At 56.5% G+C, this 13,244-nt stretch carries 10 protein-coding genes; all 10 read right to left on the bottom strand.

Annotated elements, in window-relative coordinates:
* Window positions 1-376: 376 nt before the first annotated feature.
* Entirely contained in the window at window positions 377-673 is a 297-nt protein-coding gene (locus OCY70_RS03550; RefSeq protein ID WP_213425818.1) for a DUF5316 family protein, read from the bottom strand.
* 461 nt (window positions 674-1,134) lie between these two features.
* Window positions 1,135-2,478 carry a peptidase U32 family protein gene (locus tag OCY70_RS03545; protein WP_213425819.1) on the bottom strand — a complete coding sequence of 448 codons (1,344 nt, stop codon included), beginning with the start codon at window positions 2,476-2,478 and terminating at the stop codon, window positions 1,135-1,137.
* 17 nt (window positions 2,479-2,495) lie between these two features.
* Complete coding sequence (locus OCY70_RS03540; protein ID WP_213425820.1) at window positions 2,496-3,455, bottom strand: peptidase U32 family protein; 960 nt, start codon at window positions 3,453-3,455, stop codon at window positions 2,496-2,498.
* Between the two features lie 17 nt (window positions 3,456-3,472).
* The gene (gene mltG / locus OCY70_RS03535; RefSeq protein WP_213425821.1) at window positions 3,473-4,534 is read right to left on the bottom strand and encodes an endolytic transglycosylase MltG; all 1,062 of its coding nucleotides are present in this window, start codon (window positions 4,532-4,534) and stop codon (window positions 3,473-3,475) included.
* Between the two features lie 81 nt (window positions 4,535-4,615).
* Window positions 4,616-4,915, bottom strand: coding sequence for a DUF1292 domain-containing protein (locus OCY70_RS03530; protein ID WP_213425822.1), 300 nt, complete (start codon window positions 4,913-4,915; stop codon window positions 4,616-4,618).
* Window positions 4,912-5,208 carry a DUF1292 domain-containing protein gene (locus OCY70_RS03525; protein ID WP_168182241.1) on the bottom strand — a complete coding sequence of 99 codons (297 nt, stop codon included), beginning with the start codon at window positions 5,206-5,208 and terminating at the stop codon, window positions 4,912-4,914. Before OCY70_RS03525 ends, OCY70_RS03530 begins: the two co-directional genes overlap by 4 nt.
* Before the next feature lie 9 nt (window positions 5,209-5,217).
* On the bottom strand, window positions 5,218-5,634 hold the full coding sequence (ruvX, locus tag OCY70_RS03520; protein ID WP_213425823.1) for a Holliday junction resolvase RuvX: 417 nt from the start codon (window positions 5,632-5,634) through the stop codon (window positions 5,218-5,220).
* A 49-nt stretch (window positions 5,635-5,683) separates the two neighbouring features.
* Window positions 5,684-5,944 carry an IreB family regulatory phosphoprotein gene (locus OCY70_RS03515; protein WP_006287029.1) on the bottom strand — a complete coding sequence of 87 codons (261 nt, stop codon included), beginning with the start codon at window positions 5,942-5,944 and terminating at the stop codon, window positions 5,684-5,686.
* Between the two features lie 158 nt (window positions 5,945-6,102).
* Window positions 6,103-8,745 (bottom strand): alanine--tRNA ligase, encoded by a 2,643-nt coding sequence (gene alaS, locus OCY70_RS03510; protein WP_213425824.1) that lies wholly within the window; start codon window positions 8,743-8,745, stop codon window positions 6,103-6,105.
* Window positions 8,746-9,701: 956 nt separating this feature from the next.
* Entirely contained in the window at window positions 9,702-13,016 is a 3,315-nt protein-coding gene (locus tag OCY70_RS03505; protein WP_213425825.1) for a SwmB domain-containing protein, read from the bottom strand.
* Window positions 13,017-13,244: the final 228 nt, after the last annotated feature.

Genomic DNA, 13,244 nt, shown 5'->3' with positions numbered 1-13,244 from the left:
CCGAGACTTGATTGAACACATTTATTGAGCAGAGGGAAGATTGCACATAAGACACATCCCATACATAATTGTTCTTCCTGCCTAACGGGGATATTGCCCATAAGGAACATTCGAGGCTCAGTGGAACTGCCTCCCTAACGGGGATACAGCTCATAACGAGCATTCAATGCATACCCAAACACTTTACTTAGCAGAATGCAAAACCGCATTCGGCCTATCTATTCTCAAGCAGCAAAATGGATGGTCTTCCCGGGTGCCTGATGTTTTTTCAAGCGAGGAATAAAAAAACTGCCCCCTGAATGGGAGCAGGCTAGGATTCCATTACGCTTTTGCCGTATTTTCCCACATATTGTCGAAGCATCGGATTTGCTATTCATCAGCGGTAAAGAAAAATATACATTGCGAGCGATGTAATTATACTTGGCAGACCTAACAGCCACAACGTTGTATTCAAACGCAACCGCCGTTTCTCATCCTCTTCCGTATTATGCTGATGATTAAAGCGTTGTTTGTCCTGATCGCTAAATGCCCCCGATAGCAGGCCTGCCAATGCCCATAAACCAAGTCCGATGGAACCGGATACAATAAACAGTTGCCGGACATCTTTCTGCATGAGAGCGTAAACGGCGGCTAGGCCAACGATAAGAATGCCAAAGACTAGCCGTTTAATCATGTATGTCCCCCATCAAACCGAAGTATTGTACAGAGGGTGCCAAGACGATAGTTACCGAGTGCTATTCTCATAGCTCCATGGGCATGTTGCAAGGGGGTTCGTAGGCAAGCATACGGGGTTTGGAACATCACAATCTTTCATTACACCACATACATCAATAGCCGACATTTTGCTTGGAAAAAAATAAAAACCAGCAGCTATCACAGAAACAACAGAGAGAACCACCAAATTTTTTTCATATTTCCTTTCCTTTTCTAATATTTTCATCTATATGATAAACTACATAATAATGGATTGTCAATGATTTACTCCTCTCCCTTGGAAAAATAAGACTTTAAAATGTCCTTCGTTATGAGGTTAGTCTTCATACAGTACAAAGAGGACTCCAATACTCCCAGTATCCAATGAGATCAGAAAAGTCCGCCCCAACCGGGAGCGGACTGATTATGGCACTTCAGAACTTATGCCTTTGCTGTCTTTTTCCGCATCATATCGAAGTAGCGAACCGGTTCGTTCACCTTTATCCGCACGAGCTGCAGCGGGTGGCGCGCGGCATCCAGTTCGTTGCCCTCGGTATCCCACAGCTTGTCGATCGTCTGCTTGAAGAAGGTGCCGTTCGGGCCGAAAAACTCGACTTCCGCCCCCGGCTTGAAGTGGTTCCGCTGCTGGATCGTCGCCATGCCCGTCTCCGGATCGTAGTCCATGACCAGGCCTGCGAAGTCATACGGCGCCGCCTTCTCTTCCGGTTCATAGATATGATCCTCGTGATCCGGCTCGTCATAGAAGAAGCCCGTATTGACGGGACGGTTCGCCGCCTTGCGAATCTCGTCCAGCCATTCCTGCTTCAATTCGTAATTGTCCGGATCGGCCATATAGCTGTCGATGACTTGGCGGTACACGTTCACGACCGTAGCCACATAGTGAATCGACTTCATCCGGCCTTCAATTTTGAAGCTGTCGACGCCGGCATCGATCAGATCGGGCAGATGTTCAATCATGCACAGATCCTTCGAGCTCATCGAGAAGGCATGATCCTCCACATCCGCAAGGGCAAGTTGATTCACGCCGAGCCGGAATTGCTCCAGCACCGGAGTGCCTGCAGCCTCCTCCGGAGTGACAACCCGATCCGGATCCGGCCGCCCGTCTTCGAACAGGTCATATTTCCAGCGGCACGATTGGCAGCAGCCGCCCCGGTTGGAATCCCGGTTCGTGAAGTGATTGGACAGCACGCAGCGTCCCGAATAAGAGGAGCACATCGCGCCATGGATGAACGCCTCGATTTCGATGTCAACATGCTGCTTGATCTCCACGATCTCTTCCAGGCTCGTCTCCCGGGCCAGGACGACGCGCGGCGCGCCTTCTTCCTTCCAGAATTGGACCGTCTGCCAATTGGCAATCGACTGCTGGGTGCTGACATGCACCTCCAGCCCCGGCGTCACGCGCTGTGCCGTCTCGATAATAATCGGATCCGCGGCAATGATGGCGCTGATGCCGACCTGCTCCAACTGGCGAAGATAGTCCTCGATGCCTTCCAGATCTTCATTATGCGCATAAATGTTCGTCGCCACGAATACTTTCGCTCCGTACTTCCGGGCGAACTCTACGCCTTCCCGCATTTCCTCGAAGCTGAAATTGTCCGCATTCGAGCGCAGACCGTATTTCTGTCCGCCGATATAGACGGCGTCTGCGCCATAATGAATCGCGAACTTCAGCTTCTCCAGGTTCCCGGCGGGAGCGAGCAATTCGGGCTTATCCAGTCGATACCGCTTGCCTTTCCATTTGTCAGGCTTCGCTTCGGTTGTCATCGCTGTTCGCTCCCTTCTCAATACACCTGATCTTTATAGAAAAACCCAAACGACAGCTCGCGCTCCGGATCCTGTACGGCCCGGATGCGATCCATCCACTCTTCCTTGAAACGGTACTGCTCCGGATCGCGAAGATAGCTGTCAATCGCTTCCCGGTAGACCTTTACGACCGTCTCATTATAGGATACGGATTTCAACAGCCCTTCAATCTTGAAGCTGTCCACCCGCGCATCCAGCAGCGGCTTCAGATCCTCCAGCACACAGATGTCATCCGAGCTCATAATATGCGTGCCGTTCGCATCCTCGAAGATCGGATATTTCTCTTCGCGACGTTCCTGCTCAATAAGGAACAGCTTCCGGCTCATATCGGCACGGCCGATCTCGTCATGCTCCCCGATATGCGCGAAGTAATGATTCACCAGATGCCGCTTGGAATGATAAATATTCGTCATGCCATGCACTTGAATCTCCACATCCATGTCCGGCAGCTGCTGCTTCATTTCCAGCAACTGTTCCATATTCAGCTCGCGCGCCGCGACGATGCGGCTCGCACCACGCTTCTGCCAGTATTTCGCCGTCTTGTAGTTGGTGGACGTCATCTCGGCATTCCAGTGCAGCTTCAACGAAGGCGCGGCAGAGCGTGCGGTCATCAGCGCGGCAGAGCGTGCGGTCATCAGCACGGCAGGATCGCCGAAGACGATCGCATCCACCTTCAACTTCTCCAGGCAGCGCAAATAGTCGGCCAAATCTTGAAGCCGGTCGTTGTGAAATATATTGTTCACTGCCACATACAGCTTCGCCTCACGGGCGCGGGCATGCAGCAAGCTTGCTTCAATGCGATCGGGCGTCATATTGCCCGGCAGACGCACTCCGTACTTCTCTTCCCCTACCACGACCGCATTCGCGCCGGCTTCAAGCAGACGCGCGACCTCTTCCGTGCTGCCGGCGGTGACGAGCAATTCGGGTTGATACGTCATCGTTCCTTCCCCACTTTCTATTCCCCTGCTGTCTGTTTGCTTTTCTCGATATTTTTTAGATGCTCTTCATACGTTTTGGCGAACAAATGAGTGAAGCTGCCGTCTTTTTTCGTGACATAGAACAAATAGTCGGAAGCCTCCGGATGCAGCGCCGCCTCCAGCGACGCGCTGCTCGGACTCGCGATCGGACCCGGCGGCAAGCCGTCAATCTGATACGTATTATAAGGGCTCTGAATATCCAAGTCCTTATAATACAGCCGTTCCTTCGGCTTGTCCAGCGCGTACTGGACCGTAGCGTCGATCTGCAGCTTCATGCTCTGCTTCATGCGGTTGAAGATGACCCCCGCCACAAGCGGACGCTCCTCATCGACGACGACCTCCCGTTCGATGAGCGACGCGGCCGTCAGCCATTGATGAAGCGTTAAATTTTGCTTTTGCAGCTCGGCCTCCCAGTTCGGAGAGATATCCGCGAGCCGCTGCTGCATCTCCTCCAGCATGCGGACGATGATCTCTTCCTCGCTGCTGCCCTCCTTCATCTCATACGTCTCCGGGAATAAATAACCTTCCAGCGGATGCTTGATGTCATCGTCGGTCGGAATATGCGCCGCCAAATCAGATTGCCCTGACAACCATGCGATGTCATCCGTCAGCTTGAGGAAGGTTTCCTTGTTCACATACCCTTCATCAGCCAGCTTGTCGGCAATTTGCGCGATCGTATAGCCCTCGGGAATCGTAAAGCGGATCATTTTATCCGGAACGACATCGCCCTGATTCATACGGGCAATAATCTCTTCATACGTAACACCCGGGTAGAAAGCATATGTGCCGGCCTGAAAGCGGGAGCCTTCATTTTTATATCTCAAATAGCCTTTAAAAATAAGTGCATTCTTAATCACGCCCTCTGCCTCCAGGCGGGAAGCGATGCTTGACGTTCCCGTGCCCGGCTCGATCGTGACTGTAATCTCGCAATCCTCGGTCGGCAGGGGCTGCATGCCGTTCCACACATAAGCGATTACGCCGGCTCCCGCCACGATAATCAGAATGAGGAAAGCGGTCATCACCTTCGTTCCAGTCTTCATTCATCCACGCTCCTACATGGAAAAAGAGCGGATATTCCGCCCTTTTTCACGAGTTCATTATCACTGTCTGCGATGAAGCGGCTAGAATCGATCGGCGAACGCGATCTCGTCGTAGCGCTCCATCACGTCTTCCCATTCTTCGTCATCGTCTATCGTCTCAAGCTGCCAGCCGTTATCGCCTTCCGGCACGATGCGGAACAGATCCGGCTCCGCGTCCTTGCCTTCGCCCGGTTGCAGCACGGCGTACGCCCGTCCGCGGTATTCGAACTCCGCGACAAGAGACCAGGTTCGGCTCTTCCCGCGCTCGTCCGTCATCTCCACCGCTTCGCCATAGACGCTCTTCAACCGATCAATGAACCGGATGCCCTGTTCGGTGCTCACGCTTCATCCTCCTCGGAGCTGACCAGCGTATTGAATGTCTCTTCTACGATATTCCATTCTTCTTCATCTTCGATGATGTACAGCTTCAGATCATCACCGTCTTCTTCATAACGGAACGCATATACTTCATCGGTCTCTTCGTCTTCGGAATCAACAGGAACTACCATCATATATTTCCGATCAGAACCATCCACTTCGAATTTCATGATGACCTCAAATTCTTCTTCATTGCCCTCATCGTCCGGGATATAAATAATTTCCGGTTCCTCTTGCAAATAATTGTCCTGTGTCATGGTAACCCCTCACCTTCTTGATTGATAGTCAAGATACGTCTGCAAAATTATGGTTGCCGCCATCTTATCAATGACTTGTCGGCGCTTCTTCCGGCTTACATCCGCTTCGAGCAAAGCGCGCTCCGCCGATACCGTACTCAAGCGCTCATCCCACAGGTGAACGGGCAATCCGAACGACTGCTTCAAGACTTCAGCATATGTCATACTTAATTCGCCCCGCGGTCCAATCGTTCCGTTCATGTTCTTCGGCAATCCGATAACAATTTCCTCGACGCCGTGCTCCTTGATGATGTCGCCAATCCGGCGCAGGTCGTCTTCGGGCTTCCGCCGAACGATGACTTCGATGCCTTGCGCCGTCCAGCCGAACGCGTCGCTGACCGCGACCCCGATCTTGCGGTCCCCGTAATCCAAGCCGAGAATCTTCATTATCGTCTCCTATGTCTGCTTCCGATGAACTCGGGAGCCCGCACGCTTATTAGCGGTGATGATTGAGATAGAAGCGGACCAGCTCCTCGATCAATTCATCCCGCTCCTTCTTCCGTACCAGGCTTCGAGCATTGTTATGCCGCGGGATATAAGCGGGATCCCCGGATAGTAGGTAACCGACGATTTGGTTGATGGGATTGTATTCCTTCTCGACAAGGGCATCGTAGACAGACAGCAATATATCTTGACTGGATGCCTCCTGTTCCTCTGCCTTCACATTGAACTTCATCGTCTTATCCATGGAATTCATCGCCGACACCTCGCTTTACTCTTATCATAACACATACCCGAACAAACGCGAAAATATTCCGCTTCATAGCCTGTCTTATTCAATAAATTTTTGTCGAAACGATGAAGCGGCAGGTTTGTTCTTATTTTACTATTTTCCAGCCTGCTGGATCAACAGCTCTATTTGCCGCTTTCCGCCTGCTTGGCCACCAGATCGTCCAGCAGACGAAGCGCATCATCAATCTTGGATGGATCTTTGCCTCCGGCCTGGGCCATGTCCGGACGGCCGCCGCCGCCTCCTCCGCAGACGGAAGCCAGCTCCTTGATCAGCTTGCCGGCATGCAACCCTTGCTTCACCAGCTCCGGAGCAACGGCGACGACCAGGTTCACCTTGCCGTCGGCTGCGGATGCCAGCGCGATGACGGAGCCTGGAAGCTTCGCCTTCAGCTCGTCGGCCGTCGTGCGCAGCGCGTCCATGCCGCCGGCGTCTACTTGCGCCGCCAGCACCGGAATCCCCGCCACCGAGCGGACCCGGTCGGTCAGTTGACCCGCTTCGAGGCTGCTCAGCTTCGCCTTGAGCGATTCATTCTCGCGCGCCAGCTCCTTCTCGCGTGCGAACATCGCCTCGACCCGCTTCGGCACGTCGGCTGCGCTCGCCTTCAACAGGCCGGCCGCCTGCTTCAGCAGCTCCAATTGGGATTCCATATATTGATATGCGTGGCGGCCCGTAACGGCTTCCAGACGGCGGACGCCGGAGCCGATCCCGCTCTCGCTCACCACTTTGAACAATCCGATCTCCGACGTGTTGCGGACATGGCATCCGCCGCACAGCTCGATGCTGTAATCGCCAACCTGAACCACGCGCACGATATCGCCGTATTTCTCGCCGAACAGCGCCATCGCGCCCATCGCCTTCGCCTCGTCAATCGGCTTGGACTCGATAACGACGCCGATGCCGTTCCAAATCTGCTCGTTGACACGGCGCTCGATCTCTTGCAGCTCGTCCGGCTGGATAGCGCCCAGATGCGTGAAGTCGAAGCGAAGCCGCTCCGCCTCCACAAGGGAGCCGGCCTGATTGACATGCTCGCCGAGCACCTGCTTCAACGCTTTGTGCAGCAAATGGGTTGCGGTATGGTTCTTCACGATGTCTTCCCGTTCGGCACGGGCGATCGCCGCCTGCACGGTCATGCCCGTGCGGAGCGAGCCTTCGGTTACCCGGACGACAAGCACATGCTGTCCGTGAGGCGCCTTGAACGCCTCTTCCACGACGGCTGCTGTCCCCGGCGCGGTCAACATGCCGCCATCGCTCACCTGTCCGCCGCTCTCGGCGTAGAACGGCGTGCGATCGAGCACGATCTGGGCTGTATCTCCCGCCTTCACTTCCTCGACGGCTTCATTGCCGGCGAACATCGCGGCAATCTTGGATTGGGTTACCAACTCATTATAACCAACGAACTCGCTTTTAATCGTCAACTCCGACAGCGGCCCGCCCTGAATCTTCATGCTTGCCCCGTCCTGTCTCGCGGCACGGGCCCGTTCGCGCTGCGCCTGCATCGCTTCATCGAAGCCTTCATGGTCGACGGTCAGCCCATGCTCGGAGGCATAGTCCTCCGTCAGATCAAGCGGGAAGCCGTATGTGTCGTACAGCTTGAACGCTTCCGCGCCGGTAATCTGCGTCCGGCCTTCCGCGCGGGCGGCTTCCGCCATCTCCCCGAGAATGGCCAATCCGTCGGCCAGCGTCTCATGGAAGCGCTCCTCTTCATTGCGAATGACCTTCTCTATGAATTCGCGCTTCTCGACAATGTCCGGATAGTATCCTCCCATCACGTCGCCGACATGCGCAACGAGTTCGACGAGGAACGGCCGGTCGATTCCGAGCACTTTGCCATAGCGGACCGCCCGGCGCAGCAAGCGGCGGATGACGTAGCCGCGGCCCTCATTGGAAGGCAGTACGCCGTCGGCGACAGCGAACACCACCGTGCGGACATGGTCGGCAATTACCTTCAACGCAATGTCATGCTTCTCATTGTCCTTGTAAGCAACGCCGGCAATGCGGGCGGTAGCCTGAATAATCGGCTGGAACAAGTCGGTATCGAAGTTCGAATCGACATCCTGCAGGATGGAAGCGAACCGCTCGAGCCCTGCGCCGGTATCGATATTTTTGTTGGGCAGCGGAGTGTAGCTGCCGTCCTTATTGTGATTGAATTGCGAGAATACGAGGTTCCATACTTCCAGATAGCGCTCGTTCTCGCCGCTTGGATAGCATTCCGGATCGTTCTCCAGCGTGCCGTATTTCTCGCCGCGATCGTAGAAAATCTCCGTGCAAGGACCGCAAGGCCCTTCCCCGATATCCCAGAAGTTGTCGTCGCCGGTCTTGATAATATGATCCGCCGGCAGCCCGATTTTCTCATTCCACAGCTTGTATGCCTCTTCGTCCTCATTGTAGACCGTGACATACAGCCGGGACGGATCGAACCCGATCCAGCGCTTGTCGGTCAGGAACTCCCATGCCCAGGTGATCGCTTCTTCCTTGAAATAATCGCCGATGGAGAAGTTGCCGAGCATCTCGAAAAACGTATGGTGACGGCGGGTCTTGCCGACATTCTCGATATCGTTCGTGCGGATGCACTTCTGCGAATTCGCTATCCGCGGGTTGTCCGGCTTGACGCGGCCGTCGAAATAGGGCTTCAACGGGGCCATGCCGGCATTGATCCATAACAAGGACGGATCGTTATGCGGGACGAGCGAAGCGCTCGGCTCGATATGATGGCCTTTGCTCTCGAAAAATTCCAACCATTTTGCGCGAATCTCACTGGCTTTCATGCGTATGACGCCTCCATTTGTCACAAAGTTATTCTTGAGTTCGGGTTACCTACCCCTTATACAAATAAATCGCCCCTGATAAATCAGGGACGATTGAATCCATCGCGGTACCACCCTGGTTATCCCCCGGCAAGAGACCGTCCCCGGACGGGCGGCTCATCGTTCAGTCATGCCGCGGTGTCCGGCGGCCGTCCAGCGGGCGATCGCCTTAGCGTTGATAACGGGTTCGACCCGGTGAAGTTCGTTCACGCTCCAAAACTAGCGTTCAGCTGTTCTTCTCGATGAAGATTCTTCCACCCGGTTCCTCATATCGAGGCCGGAATCTTCTCTCTGGATCAAGGGCTGCAGCCTACTATAGGTTTTGTCTTCGCTTTATACCTATTTGTTCCTATTTATCCGATAACATAGTATAAATAAACCGGCGGCGCTTGTCAATGACACCGCTATGTCCGTCGTCCGAATCCGCTTCTGAAGTGATGGCGGGCGCCGTCCCGGGCGAGTGTCATTCGCCCTGCCAGATCGGCTATGGGGACTTGCATACGGCGGCCGAAAAGACCTGCAAAATTACAGCTTTTCCCCGCTTCCCCCCGCCGAAAAGAAAAATCCTGCCAGGATGCATCAATTTCACATTTTTCTCGCTTGTTTTAGGCAGAATCCGGCGAAAGGATGCAGTTTTGCAGCAATTCTAGGGAATTCATCACGCAAGTGATAAAAAAACTGCACCCGACCCGTGCAGCTTTTTTTCAATTGGGTGTGCCCCGATGCGCATTCGAGACGGGAAATCACCAGCGCGACTTCGGAATCCGTGCTCCACATCTAGCCCGGAGCCGGTTCATTTGCTCCCGCCGTCGCTCCCCTACATGAAAAAAGCCCCCTGCCGAAGACTTCTCTCCTCGGCAAGGGGCCGACGGCCCCCAAGGGCGCCATAGCCACGCGCACTGCAACAAAAGCGCCCGCTAGCCCAAATACTTAATCTGCTGCAGCATCCGCTTCAGCATCGCCGCCGCCTGCGCCCGAGTCGCCGTTCCCTTCGGATCGAAGGTGGTCGACGTCATGCCCTGCACGATGCCGCTCGTCACCGCCTTGCCGACCCCGGTCACGGCATAGCGCCCGATCTGGTTGCGGTCCTTGAACCGGTTCAGGGCCGCCGGATCGGCGGTGACGGCATAGCCGGCATAATCCATGGCGCGCACCAGCATGACGGCCATCTGCTCGCGGGTGATCGACTCGTTCGGCCGGAAGGTCCGATCCTCGAAGCCGCCGATAATGCCGGCCTTCGTCGCGGCGCCGATATACGGCGCCAGCTTGCCGGACGTGCTCACGTCACGGTAGCCGGCGGCTGCGCCCGCATCGCCCTGCAGCCCGAGCGAGCGGGCGAGCAGCGTCGCGAACTGGGCGCGCGTAATGTTCGCGTTCGGCGCGAAGGCGGTGGAGCTGACGCCTTCAATAATATATTTGGAAGCCAACTCGCGGATCGCTTCCCGCGCCCAATGGCTTCGAATATCTTGGAAATCCTTGCTGCGGTCCATCATCGCGACCGCTTGATTGCCTTTGAATTGGAAGCCGAACACCGTCACTCCGGCTCCCTGCTTCATCACGGTCGGCACGAAGCCCGCCTTCGCCAGAGCGGCGTCGTATCGGACAGCCGAAGCGTTGCCGCTATCGACATATCCGGTCGTGCGCACCTTGTACTCGAGCTGCGCTTCAAGCGCCCGCGGGCCGGCCGAGCCGGCGTAGGTCGAAGCGTAGAAGTCAATCGGCTGCACGCGGATGTTCGCCCCTGTCGCCTGGAGATAGCTCGTGAGCGCAGCCGCGTCCGCCCCGGCCGCCTTCTCGACCTGCAGCAGCAGATAGGCCGCGCTGCCGCCCCATTCGCGCTCAAGCCGGCCGAAGTCGAGCTCGCGAAGCGGCACCGAGTACAGGATGTCGCCGTACCGGATCGAGAAGACGGCATCGCTCGCTTTATTGAATACCTCCTTCAGCGCGGACAGCGGAACGGCCACCATCGCCGCAGGCTCGGACACCGGCACCTCGAATGCCAGATGATTCCGCGTGCCGTTATGCATGACATAGTCGAATGAGGACTTCAACTTGCTGGCCGGCAGCGTATACCGCTTGACGGACTGGCCGTAGCGCGAGCGATCGGAGGCCGTATCCGCCGCCGAGCTCGACAGCACATACCAGCCGCTGTCCAGGAACCAGTCATACGAAGCAGGCTGAATGTCGCCGGGCCGGGCCGAACCGTCCGTCTCATTCGCGGCCGCCGCGTTGGCGAACGAGGAGACCGCATTGCCGTTCAGATCCCGCAGCGGATTCGTGCCCGGCGCATAGGAGACGGTCACGGCGCTGTACGGATTCACGCTCTCATCGAGCGTGAGCGTCACCTTGTCGCCCTGGACGGAAGCGCTCTTCACCCGCACGCCGGCATGGTCCGCCTGAACGGAGAACTGGGATGACGCCGGAGCCGGCGATTCCCGCAGCTTCTCCGAGAAGGTCAGCGTCACGGCCGCGCCTTTGACCGAGGCGCTGCGCAGCACCGGCGCCTCGTTGTCCGTCTTGTTCGCGACCTTCGCCAGCGTGAAGGCGGCGGCGGCATTGCCCGACAAATCCGTCAACCGGGGATCGGCCGGGGCATAGGATACGGTCACCTCGTCATGTTCGGAGACGCTGGAATCGAGCGCCAGCTCCACGACGTTCCCCCGGATCTGAACAGCATGAACATAGCGTGCCGTCCGGTTCACGAGCACCGAATAATGGCTGCGATGCGGCACTTGATTCGCCGCCAGCCCTTCGTTATACACAAGCCGCAGCAGGCTCCCGTTCACTTCGGCCGCTTCCAGCACCGGCGGCTTCGTATCGTTCAGATTGCGCACATACTGCTCGCTTATCGCGGGCACCGGATGGCCGGCCCGATCCTGCAGCGGATACCGGTCAGGCGCATAGCGGATCTTGACGACCTGGCCGTTCGCAATGAGGTGAAGCAGCGACAGCGTCACCTTGCGCCCGTCCTGGGAAATGCGGGCAATGGCTCTCGTCTTGCCGTCCACCCACACGGTGAACTGTTCTGCGGCCTTGGACGAGACAACATCAAGCTCTTTGTTGAACTCGAAGACGATCTGCGTCCCCTTGGCCGTCACCTGCTGCAGCTTCGGCAGCGTCGCATCCGTCGTATCGCTGACCGGCGTCCGGTCAAGCGCGGCCGCGGCATTGCCGGCAGCGTCCTGAATATTCCGGTCCTTGCCCGGCGTATAGCTGATACGCACGTCTTGGCCGTAGGCGATCCCGCTCTTCAGCTTCACGTCGACGGCGCTTCCCGCTACCGCCACATTCGCGATGCTCCGCGAGTCTCCGTTGACCGTGACGGAGAAGCGGGATTGCGGCGGAACCGATGCGGGGTCCAGCGGCTCGTTGTAGCTCAGCCGGATTGTATCGGCATTTTGCATCGAAGCCGACAGCAGCACCGGCGCCGTCACGTCCTGCTTGCCCGTGGCGAACCGCCAGGCGTTGTCGCCCTGCAGCCCGGGATAGGCCTGTTTGTTGCCATTGCGCAAGGCGCCCGCCGTAATTTCCACGATATATTCCGTATCCGGCTTCAGGTCCAGCACCGGATCAATCGTAATCGTCTTCGTGCCATCCCCGCTAATCCGGTTCGATGAAGCGGAGATCGCCTCATGCACCTTGCCGTCCTTGGCCGTTTTGATAAGGACGCTGCCTTCCGTTTTCCATACCGGTTCATTGAACGTCAGCACGAGATTCGCATCGGCGCGCACATCCTTCTGCCCGCGGGCGGGCGACAGCTGCTCCAGCACCGGAATGCCCTGCTCCGCCTTCGTCGTGAACGACCAGACCGCGGGATCATCAATGCCAAGGAATGCCCCCTTGTCGTTCGTGAAGGCGCCGTAGTCGACCTGCACCGTATACGTTGTGCGATAATCCAGCTTGACCGAAGGCGTAATGACCGCCTTGGTCTGCTTGTCGTCGAGCCGGACCTGATCGCTTTCCACCGCAATCGTCTCGACGGCTTCGCCGCTCCGTTTTTTGATCGTAATATGTCCCTTGCCCTTGCTTACCGCCTCGCGGAACTCCATGGTCAGCTGCGGCTGAATCTCGATGTCTTCCGAGCCGGAACGCGGCGTGACGGAATCAACCGTAATGATGTGCCAGCCTTGATCTGCGCGAGCAACTTCGTCGGGTGACTGCGCCAAGGCCGTGCTGATGGACAGCTCCATCGCCATTGCCGCCGTGAGTAAGACGGCCACTGCTCTTTTCACGTGTGAACCCCTCCTTTGGTCGAACCGGCCGATGTATCCTTGCGGATATGCCGTAAGGCGGTGCTCCTTCGCCGCACCCACTGTTTTTAACGCAAGCGGGGCACGATTTGTTGTTCGCCAGCGAGAGGCGTCAACAAATCACATCTTAGGTAGGGGGCCAAAAGTTCGGTTGGGGCTTGTTCATTTCCGGCGCTGCTCTTCGAATGCTGCTATAGTCATCCCGACTTC

The sequence above is a fragment of the Paenibacillus melissococcoides genome (assembly GCA_944800085.1).
Taxonomy (GTDB): Bacteria; Bacillota; Bacilli; order Paenibacillales; family Paenibacillaceae; genus Paenibacillus_B; species Paenibacillus_B melissococcoides.
This window is presented reverse-complemented; position numbering and strand designations above follow the sequence as displayed.